General features: G+C 33.1%; 16 protein-coding genes. 12 read left to right on the top strand and 4 right to left on the bottom strand.

The window, feature by feature from the left end:
* Positions 1-16: 16 nt before the first annotated feature.
* Both LNP22_RS07075 and xrtF read right to left on the bottom strand, forming a co-directional pair.
* A complete protein-coding gene (locus tag LNP22_RS07075; RefSeq protein WP_229975935.1) occupies positions 17-463 on the bottom strand; it encodes an exosortase F system-associated membrane protein in 447 nt (148 codons plus the stop codon).
* The gene (gene xrtF, locus LNP22_RS07070; protein ID WP_229975934.1) at positions 453-989 is read right to left on the bottom strand and encodes an exosortase family protein XrtF; all 537 of its coding nucleotides are present in this window, start codon (positions 987-989) and stop codon (positions 453-455) included. The genes LNP22_RS07075 and xrtF overlap by 11 nt, the downstream gene beginning before the upstream one ends.
* Positions 990-1059: 70 nt before the next feature.
* Here xrtF and LNP22_RS07065 point away from each other — a divergent pair, with 70 nt between their 5' ends.
* The 9 genes from LNP22_RS07065 (at position 1060) to rpe (ending at position 12718) form a co-directional block, all read left to right on the top strand.
* Entirely contained in the window at positions 1060-1515 is a 456-nt protein-coding gene (locus LNP22_RS07065) for a GAF domain-containing protein (protein WP_210667112.1), read from the top strand.
* Between the two features lie 164 nt (positions 1516-1679).
* Positions 1680-1946 (top strand): 30S ribosomal protein S15, encoded by a 267-nt coding sequence (rpsO, locus tag LNP22_RS07060; protein WP_055097227.1) that lies wholly within the window; start codon positions 1680-1682, stop codon positions 1944-1946.
* A gap of 159 nt (positions 1947-2105) precedes the next feature.
* Positions 2106-4241 carry a polyribonucleotide nucleotidyltransferase gene (locus LNP22_RS07055; protein WP_229975933.1) on the top strand — a complete coding sequence of 712 codons (2136 nt, stop codon included), beginning with the start codon at positions 2106-2108 and terminating at the stop codon, positions 4239-4241.
* A gap of 180 nt (positions 4242-4421) precedes the next feature.
* Positions 4422-5150, top strand: coding sequence for a hypothetical protein (locus tag LNP22_RS07050; RefSeq protein WP_229975932.1), 729 nt, complete (start codon positions 4422-4424; stop codon positions 5148-5150).
* A 10-nt stretch (positions 5151-5160) separates the two neighbouring features.
* Positions 5161-7911: a TonB-dependent receptor gene (locus LNP22_RS07045; protein ID WP_229975931.1), complete on the top strand. Its 2751-nt coding sequence runs from the start codon at positions 5161-5163 to the stop codon at positions 7909-7911.
* Positions 7912-7917: 6 nt separating this feature from the next.
* Complete coding sequence (locus LNP22_RS07040; RefSeq protein ID WP_229975930.1) at positions 7918-9126, top strand: DUF4249 domain-containing protein; 1209 nt, start codon at positions 7918-7920, stop codon at positions 9124-9126.
* Positions 9114-10859 (top strand): hypothetical protein, encoded by a 1746-nt coding sequence (locus tag LNP22_RS07035; RefSeq protein WP_229975929.1) that lies wholly within the window; start codon positions 9114-9116, stop codon positions 10857-10859. The genes LNP22_RS07040 and LNP22_RS07035 overlap by 13 nt, the downstream gene beginning before the upstream one ends.
* Before the next feature lie 132 nt (positions 10860-10991).
* Positions 10992-11855 (top strand): sigma-70 family RNA polymerase sigma factor, encoded by an 864-nt coding sequence (locus tag LNP22_RS07030; protein ID WP_007804760.1) that lies wholly within the window; start codon positions 10992-10994, stop codon positions 11853-11855.
* 200 nt (positions 11856-12055) lie between these two features.
* Entirely contained in the window at positions 12056-12718 is a 663-nt protein-coding gene (gene rpe, locus LNP22_RS07025; RefSeq protein WP_229975928.1) for a ribulose-phosphate 3-epimerase, read from the top strand.
* Here the strand turns inward: rpe and LNP22_RS07020 are convergent.
* Positions 12695-13483, bottom strand: coding sequence for a DNA/RNA non-specific endonuclease (locus LNP22_RS07020; RefSeq protein ID WP_229975927.1), 789 nt, complete (start codon positions 13481-13483; stop codon positions 12695-12697). The genes rpe and LNP22_RS07020 overlap by 24 nt on opposite strands.
* 92 nt (positions 13484-13575) lie before the next feature.
* Positions 13576-15759 carry a carboxy terminal-processing peptidase gene (locus tag LNP22_RS07015; RefSeq protein WP_229975926.1) on the bottom strand — a complete coding sequence of 728 codons (2184 nt, stop codon included), beginning with the start codon at positions 15757-15759 and terminating at the stop codon, positions 13576-13578.
* Between the two features lie 211 nt (positions 15760-15970).
* Between LNP22_RS07015 and surE the strand changes: the two genes are divergently transcribed.
* The 3 genes from surE (at position 15971) to lpxB (ending at position 18199) form a co-directional block, all read left to right on the top strand.
* Complete coding sequence (gene surE, locus LNP22_RS07010) at positions 15971-16750, top strand: 5'/3'-nucleotidase SurE (protein ID WP_229975925.1); 780 nt, start codon at positions 15971-15973, stop codon at positions 16748-16750.
* Positions 16743-17015: a hypothetical protein gene (locus tag LNP22_RS07005; protein ID WP_229975924.1), complete on the top strand. Its 273-nt coding sequence runs from the start codon at positions 16743-16745 to the stop codon at positions 17013-17015. The genes surE and LNP22_RS07005 overlap by 8 nt, the downstream gene beginning before the upstream one ends.
* A 65-nt stretch (positions 17016-17080) precedes the next feature.
* Entirely contained in the window at positions 17081-18199 is a 1119-nt protein-coding gene (gene lpxB, locus LNP22_RS07000; RefSeq protein ID WP_229975923.1) for a lipid-A-disaccharide synthase, read from the top strand.
* Positions 18200-18203 lie beyond the last annotated feature (4 nt).

Below are 18203 nucleotides of genomic sequence, written 5' to 3'. Positions count from 1 at the left end.
AAGATTTAATAAAATGTTATTTTTTTGAATCTTGTTGCTGATAATAAAATGCTGGAATAAACAACAATACAAATATGGGCTGAATAAGAAATCTTCTAACGTAAAAAAGCAGCCAATTCTTTTCCGGAAAAAACAGTAAAACAAGGTAGAATAATACCGAAAGAAGCACTAAAAAAAAGAGATACAGAAAAATACTAAACCTTGTAATGTCTTTATCCCGAAAGAGAACCTCAATTAGAGCTACTGACAAAAAAGCATTTAATAAATAACGAAATAAAATTCCTAAAAAAAGCTTAAAACCGTTATAATCAGGTACAGGTAAATTTTTAAAATCTCCTTCGAAATATTTTAGAAAAGGATCATAGAAGAGTTGCTTTTCGAAAGCACGAACCACCGTAAAACAACAAATAATCAGGACAGCAAAAGCAATTCTGAACTTATTTTCTAGTAATTTATTTAGCATATTTTGAAAATTTATTCACCCAGATAATCCATAAAATAAAAACTACTCCATAAATAATCAAAGGAAAAAGAACACCGTGCAGAAACTGCTGATTTTCGGGAAAACGAAACAGCAAAACCGTGAGTAAAGCAATTCGAATGACATTCAAAATATAAATAAAAAAAACTCCAAAAAGTATAAAAAACACTGTTGACTTCCATTTTCCTGAAAAGGAAATAACAAACGAAATAAACAAAATAACAATACTTACAGCATTGCATCCTTCGACAATTCTGACGAAATAGACATTGTTATACCAAACTTCTAAAAAAGATTCCGAAACATTTTTTTCAATTCTAATATCAGCGCCAAATAACTGCATAATATATTTTACATGATCGCCTACAAGATTTGTAATCCCATCGACTTCGCTTTCTTCAAAAAGATTCAGATACGACTTATAAACTAAAGTTAGAAAAATATAAGTAGCAAAAAAGATGCTTATAAAAAGCAGAAAAGGTTTATACTGTACTAAATATTTTTTCAAAGTAATTTTTTTTCAAATTTATATATTTTTGAGACTAGCTTTAAATACTTTTGTATAAAATTTTATTATGATGACATTTCAAGAATTACAACCAAAAATAAGTGCTATTGTTGCAGACTCAACAAACAATAGAGATGCAAAATTATTGACTATCTGTCAATTATTGAACGAAAATGTAGAATATTATAATTGGGTTGGCTTTTATTTTGCCAATCATGATACCAAAACACTCCATTTAGGACCTTATGTAGGAGCCGAAACAGACCATACTGTAATTCCGTTTGGAAAAGGAATTTGCGGACAAGTAGCCGAAAGCAATGCCAATTTTGTGGTGCCTGACGTTGCGGCGCAAGACAACTATATCGCATGTAGCTTTACTGTAAAATCTGAAATCGTTGTGCCTTTATTTGTAAACGGACAAAATATTGGTCAAATTGACATTGATAGTCACGTTATCGATCCTTTTACCGCTGCTGACGAAAGATTTTTAGAATTTGTCAATCAAGAAGTTGCAAAATTATTCTAAAAATTAAGCTTTTAAAACGTTGTAAAAAGAATATTTTTGGTCATAATTGCTAAATCTTTAATCTTTTCAATCTTTAAATTTATTTTTTCGAAAAAAAAGTATTATTTTTGCACCGTCTTACAAAAGATGTATGACATACATAAAAATCATTAAATAATATTGGAATGTATTTAACTAAAGAAAAAAAGGAAGAAATTTTTGCACAACACGGTGAAGCAACAAACACTGGAAAAGCAGAAGGTCAGATTGCATTGTTCACTTACAGAATTTCACACTTAACTGAGCACTTGAAAAAAAATCGTCACGATTATAACACTGAGCGTTCACTTGTACTACTAGTAGGTAAAAGAAGAGCTTTGTTGGATTACTTGAAAAAGAAAGAGATCAACAGATATCGTGAGATTATCAAAGTATTGAATATCAGAAAATAATCAATATAAAAAAGAGGTGCGAGAGTGCCTCTTTTTGTTTTTACATTACAAGCATTTTATTAGAAAAAAGTTTGGTTTTTCATTGGGTTTTAGAAACAACAACTACACAACAACTACAACACAACTAAAACCCATTGTATAACCAATAAGGAAAAATTTATGATTCCACAATTATTTGTAGAAAGTATCGATTTAGGTGATGGCAGAAACATCACAATCGAGACAGGACGTTTGGCAAAACAAGCCGATGGTTCTGTAGTAGTAAGAATTGGAAAAACTGTCATTTTAGGTACAGTTGTTTCCGCAAGAAAAGCAAGTCCAGGTATCGATTTTTTACCACTAACGGTAGATTATCGCGAAAAATTTGCAGCAGCAGGTCGTTTCCCAGGAGGTTTCTTTAAGAGAGAAGCGCGTCCTAGTGATAGCGAAGTATTAACAATGAGATTAGTAGACCGTGTTTTACGTCCGCTTTTCCCAAGCGATTACCATGCAGAAGTTCAGGTTATGATTCAGTTAATGTCTCATGATGATGAAGTGATGCCGGATGCATTAGCAGGTTTGGCCGCTTCGGCAGCGCTTGCTTTGTCTGATATTCCTTTTGAAACATTGATTTCTGAAGCTAGAGTTGGAAGAATTGACGGTAAATTCATCATCAATCCATCTCGTGCACAATTAGAATTATCAGACATTGATATGATGATTGGAGCTTCTACTGATTCTATCGCAATGGTAGAAGGAGAGATGAAAGAAATCTCAGAAGCAGAAATGCTGGAAGCAATTAAATTTGCTCACGAACATATTAAAGTACAAATTGCTGCTCAAGAAAGATTGGCTGCTGCATTTGGAAAAAAAGAAGTTCGTACTTATGAAACTGAAAAAACAGATGATGCTATTTACGCAAAAGTAAAAGCAGCAGCTTACGATAAAATTTATGCTATTGCAAGTAAAGGTTCAGCGAAACACGAACGTTCAGCTGCATTTGATGCCGTAAAAGAAGAAGTAAAAGCATTATTTACAGAAGAAGAATTGGCAGAAAACGGAGATTTAGTTTCTAAATACTTCTACAAAACCAATAAAGAAGCAGTTCGTAATGTAACTTTAGATTTAGGAACTCGTCTTGACGGAAGAAAAACTACAGAAATCAGACCTATCTGGTGTGAAGTAGATTATTTACCATCGGTTCACGGTTCGGCATTGTTTACACGTGGAGAAACTCAAGCATTGGCTACGGCAACTTTAGGAACTTCTAGAGAAGCAAACCAAATTGATTCGCCATCTGAACAAGGAGAAGAAAAATTCTATTTACACTATAATTTCCCACCATTTTCTACAGGAGAAGCTCGTCCGTTAAGAGGAACTTCAAGAAGAGAAGTTGGACACGGAAACTTGGCACAAAGAGCATTGAAAAACATGATTCCTGCTGAAAATCCGTATACGATCAGAATTGTTTCTGAAGTATTAGAATCAAATGGTTCGTCTTCTATGGCTACCGTTTGTGCTGGAACATTGGCTTTAATGGATGCTGGTATTCAAATGATTCGTCCGGTTTCCGGAATTGCGATGGGATTAATTACAGACGGAGAACGTTTTGCCGTTTTATCTGATATTTTAGGTGATGAAGATCACTTAGGAGATATGGACTTCAAGGTAACTGGAACTTCCGAAGGTATTACAGCTTGTCAGATGGACATTAAAATTGACGGATTGAAATACGAAATCATGGAGCAGGCTTTGGCTCAAGCTCGTGATGGACGTTTGCATATTTTAGGAAAATTACTTGAAACTCTTGCTAAACCAAATGCAGATGTTAAAGCACATTCTCCAAAAATTATCACCAGAACTATTCCTGGAAGCTTTATTGGAGCATTGATCGGACCTGGTGGAAAAGTAATTCAGGAATTACAAAAAGCTACAGGAACAACTATTGTTATCAACGAAGTTAACGAAGAAGGTGTTATCGAAATTTTAGGTACTGATCCTGCAGGAATTGAAGCTGTATTAGCAAAAATTCAGTCTATTACTTTCAAACCTCAAATGGGAGAAGCTTATGAAGTTAAAGTAATTAAAATGCTTGATTTTGGAGCTGTAGTAGAATATACCGCTGCACCAGGAAACGAAGTATTGCTTCACGTATCTGAACTAGCTTGGGAACGCACAGAAAACGTTACAGACGTAGTGAACATGGGCGACGTTTTTCAGGTAAAATATCTTGGTCTTGACCCGAAAACAAGAAAAGAAAAAGTATCAAGAAAAGCACTTTTGCCAAGACCTCCGCGTGAAGAGAAAAAAGAGTAATCAGATCTTAGTTTACTAAAGGTTTATTTATAGAAAACCCCAATTCATGTACATGAATTGGGGTTTTTCGTTTAAAATGTTCAAACATTTCATTATATTTTAACATATAAAAAGGGTTTTACAATAATTTTTTGATACTTTTGAAAAAGCCAAACCAAAAACATCAAAACCACGAATCCTTTGAAAACATTTCAAAAAAAACTACATTTTATAATTTTATTTGGATTATTCCTAAGCATTTCTTCTATTTATAGCCAAACCAGCAATGAAGTTGCTACTTATAATTGGTTTGATAAAAATCTGGGTATCGAGTCTATGGATTTTAAAAATGGATCTGCCCATTTGAATTTTGACCAAACGGATAACAATGAAAATCGCTATTATTTTTCTGATGATTTCAGAACAGGAAGTCTAACTTATAATGGTCAGAACTACTTCGATTTATATTTAAAATATGATATCTATGCTGATGAATTAGTTATCAGACCTTATAATGAATCAAATACTACAAAAATAAATATCGTTAAAGAAAATGTCAGCTCTTTTAAAATCGGTAATGAAAAATTCGTCAACTTAAAAGAAGTAAATCTTCAACTCTTTAAAGGTGGTTATTATGAAGAAATAGCTGCCAGCAATACTACTATTCTCTACATAAAACATTACAAAGAGAAAAAAAAGATCCTGAAAGAAAATGTCTCCCTTCTTCAATTTGTACCGCAATATGAGTTTATTTTATTAAAGGATAATAAATTCATTTCAATAAATAATAAAAAAGAAATCATACAATTATATCCAAATCAAAAAAGAAAAATAAACGACTTCTATTTCCTGAACAAAGATTTAAGAAAAGAAAATCCATCATTATTTATGAAAAACATAATGAAGTACATTAACAATTTAAATCAATAGCATCGCCCAAATGAGAATATTTACTATTATTTTATTATTATTTGGTTTCAATCAATTAATGTACTCTCAAGACCAAAATTCCACCATTAACTTAAGTTTCAGTAATATTAATCGAATTGAAGTTCTAAAAAAAGTCGAAGCCTCTACCCATTATACATTTTATTTTCAGGAAGATTGGTTTGACAAAAACGTTTTAATATCAGGAAATTATTCTAATAAAACGATCCAAGAAGTACTCACCAAAGTCTTTGAAGACACCGAACTTAATTTTTATATAGATGCGAGAAAAATAATACTGACAAAAAATAGTATTATTTATGACAAATACCAAAGTAAAAACACCAAAGGCTCTGCAACTCATAATGCTCCAGTATTTTTTCAGCAATATGATTCTATTAAAAAAGATAAAACAAATACTGAAAACGCTATTGCATTAATAGGAAAGGAAGCTGTAGATTCTGACATTGATTTATACACACTTTCGGGATATATTAGAGATTTAAAAGATGACAAACCCCTTGCAGACATCAACGTTAAGGTAAAAAATACATCTATTAGCACGATTACTAATGCAGCCGGTTTTTACAGCTTAAAACTTCCTACCGGAATAAGTACTATCGAAATCGAATCATTATTTTACAAAAGCACTTCAAGAAAAATAATGATTTATAGTAATGGTACTTTAGATTTTACTACTACTGAAAAAATAAACCAACTGGATGAAGTTCTGGTAAAAGGAAAAGGAAGTCAAAATGTTAGAACCGCTATAACAGGTGTTACCACGATTGAAGCCGAAGGAGTAAAAACCATTCCTTTGGTTCTTGGCGAAAGAGACATTCTAAAAATTGCTTTGACTATTCCTGGGGTAAAAACCGCTGGAGAAGGTTCGTCCGGTTTTAATGTGCGCGGAGGAAAAGAAGATCAAAACCTTGTGTTATTAGACAATGCAACCCTCTACAACCCTACTCATTTATTTGGTTTTTTCTCTTCTATCAACCCTTATACGATCAACAAAGTAGACATTTATAAAGGAGGTATTCCGTCTGAATATGGAGGAAGATTGTCTTCTGTATTTGATATTATTTCTAAAAACGGAAATACAGAAAAATTTTCTGGAGAAGGAGGAGTTGGCCCCGTTACGAGCAATCTTACAGCTTCTATTCCGGTAGTAAAAGGAAAAGCAAGTCTACTAGTTGGGGGAAGAGCAACTTACTCTGATTGGATTTTAAAAACGCTGGACGATGAGAATCTGAAAAATAGTCAAGCCTCTTTTTATGATTTATTTGCAAAATACAATCATAAAATAAATAAAAGCAACTCTTTAGAAGGCACATTATATTACAGCAAAGATGCCTATACCATCACTCCGGATTCTTTATACAAATACAGTAACAGACTCATTTCTTTGAAATGGAAACATGCTTTTAATGAAAAAACAAATAGCGAATTTAACGTTACCAACAGTGAATATAAATTTAGCATTAACTACCAATCGACCAATCCTGATTCCTTTATTTTTAAGTACAAAATAGATGAGACTCAGGCCAGTTTAAAATTTAATACAATCTATAACAGCAAACATAAATTTACTTACGGCCTTTCGACAAAACTTTACAAGGTGAATCCCGGAGAAATAAGCCCTAACGGAGAATCCTCATTGGTAACACCTATAAATATTGATGACGAAAAGGGACTGGAATCTGCATTGTTTTTATCTGATAAGTTTGAAATCACCGAAAAATTATTACTGGACGTCGGAGCAAGATATTCCTTTTATGCCGCTTTGGGAGAAGCAACTCAAAAAGTTTATAAGGAAGGAGTTCCAATGACACCTTCAACTGTAATTGAAGAAAAGAAATATGGTAAGAATGAAGTCATCAATACTTCTGGAGGTTTTGAGCCCCGCATTGGTTTACGATACATTTTTGACGACAGTTTCTTTGTAAAAGCAGGATTCGACAAAAATTTTCAGTACATTCACTTACTTTCGAATAACACTACACAAGCACCAACAGACACCTGGAAATTATCTGACTTGAATGTGCAACCACAAAGCGGTTTGCAATATTCATTAGGACTTTTCAAAACATTAGATTACAAAGACATCGAATTAAGTTTAGAAGGCTATTATAAAACATCTAAAAATATTCTGGACTACAAAGTAGGAGCCAATATTCTCCTGAACCAAGATTTAGAAACCGAATTACTACAAGGAGAAGGAAAAGCATACGGAGTCGAATTTTTATTAAAAAAACCCTACGGAAGACTTAACGGCTGGATTGGCTATACTTATTCCAGGTCATTTATAAAGCTTGACAGTCAGTTTAATGATGAAAAAGTAAATAACGGAGATTATTTTCCTACGAATTTTGACAAACCTCACGATGTAAGCATTGTGATGAATTACAAATTTACGCACCGCTATAGTTTTTCTTCTAACTTTGTGTATCAAACCGGAAGGCCAATTACCTATCCGATAGGCAAATACACTTATAATGGAGCAGAATATACGCTTTATAGTGATCGAAATAAATTTAGAATACCCGATTATTACAGACTGGATATAGGTTTAAATATTGAAGGAAATCATAAAATAAAAAAATTAGCTCACAGTTTTTGGAACATTTCTATCTACAATGTATTAGGTAGAAACAATCCTTATTCTATATTTTTTGTTACAAAAGAAGGACAAATAAAAGCATATCAAACTTCTATTTTTGGTATGCCGATACCTACTATTACTTATAATTTTAAATTTTAAAAGGTGATGAAAAAGATCTTTCTCTATACGTTACTTACAATATTATTTTTAGCATCAATATTGGGATGCACAACACCATACGCATATCAAAACAATGGTTTTGAAGATGTTGTTGTAATAGAAGCAACATTAACAAACGAATATAAAACCCAAGAAGTAAAAATTTCAAGAACCTATTCTCTTGAAGAAAACTTTCCTCAATTTGAATCTCAAGCTGTCGTATACATAACCGACAATTTAGGAAACAAATATGAATTTGATCAAAATACTGCTTCGTATACATCTATCACGCCTTTTCAAGCGCTTCCCGATAGAGAATATCAATTACATATTCTTACCAAAAACGGAAAAACCTACGAGTCAAGTATAGAAAAATTAACTACTCCCAATCAAATATCAAGTGTTGTACCTACCGCAGTAACCAAAAACGGAATACTTGGCGTCGAGATCACAGTAAACAGCTCTGACCCGACAAACACATCTAAATATTACAGATATGAATATGACGAAACCTACAAAGTCGTTGCTCCTATGTGGCATCCTGATGAAGCTATTCCCGCAGGCAATGTAGTGACCCTGAGAAAAAGAACCACCGAGGCCAGAACTTGCTATTCAAATCAAAAATCGGAGGAAATATTATTAACCAATACCAACAACTTATCAGAGGATATTGTAAGCAACTTCCCTATTAAATTCATCAGCAGCAAAGACCCTATCATAAAAAACAGATACAGTATTTTGGTAAAACAATATGTACAAAGTCTGACAGCTCATACTTATTATGAAACACTAAAAGAAATTTCGAATAACGGAAATGTTTTGTCTCAAACTCAACCTGGTTTTTTGTACGGAAATATTAAATCGATTGATAGTCCGGGCGAAAAAGTAATTGGTTTTTTTGATGTTTCTTCTTATTCTGAAAAAAGACTTTTTTTTAATTTTACAGACCTTTTTCAGGGAGTACTACCGCCTAGTTATCCTTATTATTGTCCTGCACCGATTCCAGATAGTGATATCGCCGAATATTATTTCAACAATTGTTACAGTACCAATCCAAATTCAACCTGCCAAGGACCAACAATAGTACAATTAATCGAGAGCAGAATAAAAGTTTACTACCCAACTGAGGGGCCTCTCTATATATTATATCCTATAGAATGCGGAGATTGTACTTCTTTTTCATCAAATATAAAACCATCATTTTGGATAGATTAAAATATTTACTGGCCATAACTTTACTACTAAGTTATCAGCAATTTACATTGGCACAAAAAAATAATTCTGTTGCTGATCTTTACGAAGTTGATAAGAATTTAAACGAATCAATTTTTGTAACCACCAATACTAATTCTTTCGTTACCGGAGAGACTTTGTTGTACAAGATATTCTGCATCGACAAAACAACAAATACCCCTACAAAATATACCAAAATCGGTTACATTGCACTTATTGACAGCAATAAAAAAATCGTTTTTACACATAAATTGTTTCTTAAAAACGGAAGCAGCAATGGCGACTTTTTTATCCCGACAACATTAGAAACAGGAACGTACAAAATAATCGGATACACTAGCTGGATGCTGAACAAAAGTCCTGAAGAATATTTTAACACCGATATTTATATTGTAAATCCATATAATGAAAATCAGGTTAATACTTCCGCTGATTCGACAATTGATTCAAAAGAATTGACTTTTGCAGATGTCAACAATAATGATATTTCAATTGATTTAAAAAATAAAACATTTAATAATCGCGAACAAGTACAGTTGAAATTCAGCACTCTTTCTGAGGATTATTTGAAAGGAAATTACATGATTTCTATCCGAAAAACAGATGGCTTTTTAGCCCAAAACAAAATGGTTTTTTCAGAATATCGAAAAACGAATCAAAACACTGCTTTTAATTCTGAAATAACGAGCTCCAATTTTACATTACCTGAATTGCGAGGCGAAATAATTTCAGGCAGAATAACTTCTTCAACCGAAGAAATTAAGAATAAAAAAGTTGGACTTTCTATTATTGGAAGAAATTATGATTTGAAAATAGGAAAGACAGATGATCAAGGAAGGTTTCTTTTTAATATTGAAAATGCTAATCCAAACCCCAACATTACGGTTCAATTACTGGAATATAATAAAGAAAATTACACGATTAAAATTGACAGCCCGAAAGCAATAGAAGTTTCTAACTTAAATTTTTCTAAACTTCCATTCCATTCAGAATCTGCTAAAAATATTAGCGAAAGAGTCATTGCAAGTCAAATAGAAAACGCTTACTACAATGTCAAAAAAGACAGTTTAGTTGCCCCATCTGTATTTACTCCTTTTTACGGATCTGTATCTAAAGAGTATAAACTTGATGATTTTACGAGATTTCCAACCATGGAAGAAACCATTACCGAAGTCGTAAATGGAGTTGTTTTTAGAAAAGAAAACAAAAACTATTCTTTACAAGTATATGATTATGATGAAAACTATGAATTCTCGCTAGCACCATTAGTGCTTGTTGACGGACTTATACTTGAGAATTTGAATGAATTTTTTACGTACAACCCAAAGAATATTGATAAAGTAAATGTTGTAAAAGGCCTCTATTACTACGGAGCGAAATCATTTAATGGAATTGTGGCTTTTACCACCAAAAACGGTGATTATGAAACAAAACTCAATGGCAGTTTTATAATTCGACCAGAATTATTAAGACCACAAGGCAAAAAAGAATATTTTCAACCTGATTATTCAGACAATAAAAACCAAAGAATCCCAGATTACAGGCACCAGCTTTTATGGCTACCAAATATGGATCTAACGGCGGCCTCAACAATCACATTTTATACTTCTGATATTTCTGGACAATTTGAAGTAATCTTGGAAGGTTTTACTGCAAACGGAAAACCTGTTTTTATCAAAAAAATTATTGAGGTTAAAGACACAACCGCTCATTAAAACTTATGTAATGACATGTTGATGAATGAGTACTTTAATTAAAAAATAAAATATTTTTTAAAATAGTTGTAACTTTTTCGTTCTGCCTTACGTATAACTACTTGTACACTTTAAAATTGAGGAGACAAAAACATGAGACAACTTAAAATCACCAAGCAGGTAACCAATCGTGAAACTGCATCGCTAGACAAATACCTACAAGAAATTGGAAAAGTTGACCTAATTACCGCTGATGAAGAGGTAGAATTAGCACAAAGAATTAAGGCTGGTGATCAAAGAGCTTTAGAAAAACTAACAAAAGCCAACCTGCGTTTCGTAGTATCGGTTGCTAAACAATATCAAAATCAAGGATTAACTCTTCCTGATTTAATTAACGAAGGAAACTTAGGATTAATCAAAGCGGCGCAACGTTTTGATGAAACTCGTGGTTTCAAATTTATCTCTTACGCCGTTTGGTGGATTCGTCAATCGATTCTTCAAGCATTGGCAGAGCAATCACGTATTGTACGTTTGCCATTAAACAAAATTGGTTCTATCAATAAAATCAACAAGATGTACGCATTATTAGAGCAATCTAACGAGCGTCCACCTTCTGCTGAAGAAATTGCAAAAGAACTTGATATGACGGTAAATGATGTAAAAGAGTCTATGAAAAACTCTGGTCGTCACTTGTCTATGGATGCGCCTCTTGTAGAAGGAGAAGATTCTAATCTTTATGACGTTTTACGTTCTGGAGAGTCTCCAAACCCAGATAGAGAATTAATTCATGAATCATTGCGTACTGAAATTGAGCGCTCGCTAGAAACATTAACTCCAAGAGAGGCAGATGTTGTGCGTTTGTATTTTGGTTTAGGTGACCAACACCCAATGACTTTGGAAGAAATTGGAGAAACTTTCGACTTAACTCGTGAGCGTGTGCGTCAGATTAAAGAAAAAGCAATCCGCAGATTAAAACACACTTCAAGAAGTAAAATTCTAAAAACATATTTAGGCTAAAACTAGTCTTAAAGTTAGAAAGTTTATAAAGCCCAAAAGTCTCTTTTGACTTTTAGACATTTGACTTTCGACTAAACAGCAAACAACAGTTTGATTGACTGTTCGTTTTTTGATTGATGATTGAAACTCCGGCTGATTACCGGAGTTTTTTATTTTTTATAATTACCTTTGCCAAAAATAACACAACACACAATTACACAATGAAGAATACACTTATTGCGCCCTCTGTTCTAGCGGCTGATTTTGCCAATTTACAACGTGACATTGAAATGATCAATAATAGTCAGGCAGATTGGTTTCATATTGATATAATGGATGGGGTTTTTGTTCCGAATATCTCCTTTGGGATGCCCGTTTTGGAAGCTATTTCGAGACATGCAAAAAAAACAATCGATGTACATTTGATGATTATTGATCCTGATCGTTATATCAAAACTTTCGCAGATTTAGGAGCTAACATCTTAAGTGTGCACTACGAGGCCTGTACGCATCTGCACAGAACGTTACAAGCCATTAAAGCCGAAGGCATGAAAGCAGGTGTTGCCATTAATCCTCACACCAATATTGATTTGCTGGAAGATGTAATAAATGACATTGACTTAGTTTGTATTATGAGTGTGAATCCTGGTTTTGGAGGACAATCTTTTATCGAAAACACTTACGATAAGGTAAAAAAATTAAAAGCACTTATTACACGCAAAAACGCTTCAACAATTATCGAAATTGACGGTGGTGTAACCAATAAAAATGCCAAACAATTAGTAGAAGCTGGGGCTGATGTTTTGGTTGCAGGAAGTTTTGTTTTTAAAGCAGAAAATCCTACTCAAACTATTACTGATTTAAAAACTCTGACTACTTTTTAAGTTTTTCAAATTAGGAAAAAAATCTATTCCAGTCATTTTTTCGATTGACTCAATAGGAACTACAAAATCATAAATTGATTTGTCACTATCTTCATTCGGAACTAAAAAAGCAATTGCTTTGTACTCCTTACCAGACTTTGACAAAACAATTTTATAAAAATATTTAGGAACAGATACTTTTTCTGTTCCTATTTTTTTATCTAAATCATTCAGGACGCCGCCCGTTACGACATAAATATCTCGGTCACGAAGAGCCCAGTATCTCACTTTTTCCTCAATTCTATTCCAGATTCCACTATTAAAATCGCGTTTTTGAGGAGAAATATTAGATGTAAAGAATGTGTCATTATACGCTCTCTTATCAAATTCCATATCGGCTGCAGGGCAAAGATGCCCTTTATCATATCCTGATTTTTTATAATTCCGCCAATCTGCGGAGCCTGTTATTACGTTGGGGTCTTGCACAAAATAAGGCCTTTTAAAATCATTGTTTTTTACATATTCGGCCTTTAACTCGTAAGCAACCCATTCTGCTTGCTCAAAATTTTCATTATACGAAAGTGTATAATAATCATGTTTTACGATTTGTTTCGTTGTTGAAATAGGCAAATAAGCTTCAGAAAACCCTGAGACAGTATCAACTTGATTGGAAACTGCTGAGGAAATTTCTTCACGAGGTATTTTATTTTCAGTTCCAGATGTGCTTTCTTTTTTACATGAAAAAAGTAAAAAACCAACCCAAACGAGTATAAGATATTTTTTCATAAAAAGTTGTATTATTTCAAAATGAAAATTACAAAAAAAGCGTTTCTTAAATATTTAAGAAACGCTTTTTTTTACCAATTGATTTGCTTCAATTAAGATTTAACCAATTTATCTTTTTTCATTTTGCTCGAAACATTACTTTTTGAAATATTTTTAGATTGTAAATCATCCAAAACATTCAAAGCTTCTTCAACATAAACATCTTTGGCTAGTGCCTGATGCCAAGACTCTCTTTTTTCTTTTAAGCTCGCATCTTTAGACATTTCAAGATCTTCGTAAGGCAAAGATTTAAAAACCAAATTGTTTTTATAGTCTGTAATTGGTTTGTATTTTTTTCCTTCGCTTTCTACCTGAGCCTGAGTTTCTTTAAAATTTTTGATATTTAAGCTGTACGTATTCTCTTTGCTCTTAACATCAATCCATCTTGCATTATCTTCAATCAGCTTAAACTGGGCATTCTGTGCAATCCTAGCTTTACTATTGGCAATTGCCTGATTAAAATTTTCTGTTGACTTCCAAGCGCTATAATCAGCTGGATCAATCTTGTCCCAAGGCATTGCATTATCAACGTCACGTTCTCCCATTTTTAGATAAGCATAACGATCTGGCATTACAATATCACTTCTTACGCCTTCTAATTGCGTTGAACCTCCATTAATTCTGTAAAATTTCTGAGTAGTTGCTTTCAAAGCTCCCAAATCTCCATACTCTGTATTACGTACAAATTGGTTCAAGTCGATTACATTTTGTACTGTCCCTTTACCATAAGTTTGTTTGCTACCGATGATAACTCCACGTTTGTAATCCTGAATTGCAGCAGCCAAAATCTCAGAAGCAGAAGCAGAGAAACTATTTACCATGATAACCAATGGACCATCCCACTCTACTTTTTTATCTTTGTCGTATAAAACTTCTTTCTTTTTTCCCGCAGATTTAATCTGAACAATTGGTCCTTCTTCGATAAATAATCCGGCAATATCTACTACCGTAGAAAGAGAACCTCCACCATCATCACGCACATCAAGTACGATACCACTAACATTTTCTTTCTTTAATCGATCTACTTCAAGTGCAATATCTTTACCTGCATCTCTAGAGTCTTTGTTTTCAAAATCAATATAAAATTTAGGCAAATAAATCACTCCGTATTTCAATCCGTTTTTCTCAACAATACTTGATTTTGCGTACGTTTCTTCGATTTCTACAATATCTCTTATGATAGAAATCACCTTGATACTTCCATCAACTTTTTTAACTGTCAATTTAACTTCGGTTCCTTTATGACCTTTGATTTTTTTAACAACATCATCCAAACGCATCCCTACCACATCAACTGGCTCTGTATTGCCTTGTCCTACTTTTAAGATTAAATCTCCAGCTTCCAGCTGTTTACCTTTCCAAGCAGGTCCGCCAGAAATCAATTCATCAATTTGAGTAAAATCATTTTTCTTAGTCAAACGAGCACCAATTCCTTCTAGTTTACCACTGATATTTACATCAAACCGTTCTTTTTCTTCTGGTGCAAAATAACTCGTATGAGGGTCAAAACGAGACATAATCGAGTTTACATAGACTGAAAACCAATCACCTCTATTAAGGTCTTTTATTAAACTAAAATTATCATCTAAAGATTTTAAAGAACTTTCTCTTGTCTCTTTTTCTAAAGTTTCAAAAGATTTTACTTTATAAGAAGCATCCGTTTTCTTTTTGTCTTCTTCCAGCTTTTGTTTGGTAACCAATGAAGAAAGCGTCGATAATTTAATTTGTTTTCTCCATCTTTCATTTATTTCGACCGTGTTTTTTGCATACGGAAGTGTCTCATAATCTGCGTTGAAAGTCTCGTCAACATCATAATTAAATGGTTGCGCCAAGATCGTTTTGTAACGTTTTTTGCTTTCTTCCATACGCTTCATCAATCTCGCATAAGTAAGATTGAAGAACGTTAAATCTTTGTTCAAAAACTGATCATCCAGCATTAATTCATATTGTCTGAATTCATCGATGTCAGATTGAAGGAAAAATCGTTTTGAAGGATCCAACGCCTCAATATAATCTTTAAAAATTCCTTTCGAAAAGTCGTCATTTATAGCTGCAGGATTGTAATGCCCTTTTTCTATGACAAATGCAAGCAATTCTAAAAGAGTTTTATCTTTATTCGGATCCGGATCGATCGTCTTTTCTGCATTCATTTTGAAGGCAAAAAGCGTTACTGACAAGCATAATACGGCTATAAGTACTTTATAATTTCTTTTCATAAATTTAATAATAGCATTCATCAATTTTTTAATCTAAGTTACGGTAAAAACTGTGCCAATAAAGCCAAGCTCACTATAATTTTTTGTTAAAGATATGAAAATGTTTGACGTACTAAAACACTAAACAAGATAGTTGACAAAATTTATTTTATTTGTTACTATTCTACCAAAATCTGTCACTACATTTGCTTTTAAAATCCTACATTGATTCAAAAAACAAGTTTATTTTTTTATGAAAAACCAAAAACCATTAATACTAATCACCAATGACGACGGTGTTTCGGCTCCCGGAATAAGAGCTTTAATTGATACCATGAAAACCATCGGAGAAGTAATTGTTGTAGCGCCAGACAAACCACAAAGCGCAATGGGTCACGCTATTACCATAAACAATACTTTATATTTGAATAAAATTTCGAAGGAAAATGACACTGTAACCGAATACAGTTGCTCGGGCACTCCTGTTGATTGTGTAAAATTGGCGGTGAATGAAATTCTAAAAAGAAAACCGGATTTATGCGTTTCAGGAATTAATCATGGCTCAAATTCTTCTATAAACGTCATTTATTCCGGAACGATGAGTGCTGCGGTTGAAGCCGGAATCGAAGGAATTCCTGCCATAGGATTTTCTCTTCTGGATTATGATTGGAATGCAGATTTTCAGCAAATACAATCCTTTGTAAAAAAAATAGCCCTGGAAACACTGGAAAAAAAATTACCAAAAGGTGTCGTTTTAAATGTTAATTTTCCAAAACTTAAAGAAAAAGACATTAAAGGAATTAAAATTTGTCGTCAAGCGAAAGCGCTTTGGGTAGAAAAATTTGACAAACGAAAAACTCCTTTCGGAAAAGATTATTACTGGCTTTCCGGCGAATTTGTTAATCAGGACAAAGGAGAAGATACCGATGAATGGGCCCTTGAAAACGGATATATTTCGGTAGTTCCTGTTCAATTTGACTTAACTGCACATCACACCATACAAGAACTTAATACTTGGAATTTGAATGGATAAAAAAGATATTTTTATTGGTTTCCTTATCGGAATTTTAACCTCTTTACTCGGTAGTTTTCTGTTTATAGCCTTTTATATCAAATCTGATATTTTTTCGGGAATTCAAATCCTTAGAGAAAATGGTTATTTAGGGAAAGTTATTACGATAGGCACTATTTTAGACCTAATTGCTTTTGGAATTCTACTTAAAATAAACCGCGAATTAATGGCTCGTGGCGTTATTTTGGCAGTGATTGTTCTGGCACTTTCGACTTTATTTATTTAAACCTTATATTTGTGTTGCAAAATTTTTAGTTGTGTAAAGACAAAACACACTTTCAAAATAGTACTATGAAATATTACATAATAGCTGGCGAAGCCTCTGGAGACTTACACGGATCAAATTTAATGAAGGAACTTTTTAAGGAAGATCCTCAGGCAGAAATTCGTTTTTGGGGCGGTGATTTGATGCAAAAAGCGGGCGGAACTTTGGTAAAACACTATCGTGAACTGGCTTTTATGGGTTTTATCGAAGTTATTTTTAACTTAAAAACTATTTTAAGCAACATTGAGATTTGTAAAAAAGACATCACTCAGTTCCAACCTGATGTACTCATTTTTATTGATTATCCGGGCTTTAATATGCGCATTGCAAAATGGGCAAAAGCCTTAAACTATAAAACACATTATTATATTTCTCCACAAATCTGGGCTTGGAAAGAAAATCGAATCAAAGCCATCAAACAAGATGTTGATAAAATGTATGTGATTTTACCTTTTGAGAAAAGTTTCTACGAGGATAAACATCGCTTTCCTGTTGATTTTGTCGGACATCCTCTGATTGATGCAATACAAAACCAACCTCCTTTTGATGAAGCTATTTTTAGAAAAGAAAATCAACTAAGCGAAAAACCAATTATTGCTATTTTGCCAGGAAGTCGCAAACAAGAAATTACCAAAATGTTGAGTGTAATGCTTAGTGTTGTGGATGATTTTAAAGAATATCAATTTGTAATTGCTGGTGCTCCTAGTCAGGATTTTGAGTTTTATCAAAAATTTATCACCAATAAAAACATCAAATTTATTTCGAATAAAACATACGATTTATTGCGCTCTGCAACAGCCGCGTTGGTGACTTCCGGAACTGCAACTCTGGAAACGGCACTTTTTAAAGTTCCCGAAGTAGTTTGCTATAAAGGAAGCTGGGCATCCTACCAAATTGCCAAACGCATTATCACGCTCAAATATATCTCGCTGGTCAATTTGATAATGGATCAGGAAGTGGTAACCGAATTGATTCAGAATGAATGCAATACAAAACGCATCAAAGAAGAATTGCAAAAATTATTAGAACCAAATTACCGCGAAAAACTATTAAAAAATTATACTATTCTCGAACAAAAATTAGGTGGCATTGGCGCCAGTAAAAAAACAGCCAAGCTTATTGTAGAAGATTTAAAAACCATTTAAAAAA

Origin of the sequence: Flavobacterium flavipigmentatum (assembly GCF_020911905.1) — a bacterium.
GTDB classification, from domain to species: Bacteria; Bacteroidota; Bacteroidia; order Flavobacteriales; family Flavobacteriaceae; genus Flavobacterium; species Flavobacterium flavipigmentatum.
Note: the sequence above shows the minus strand (reverse complement) of the source record. Positions and strands in the feature narration are given on the sequence as shown.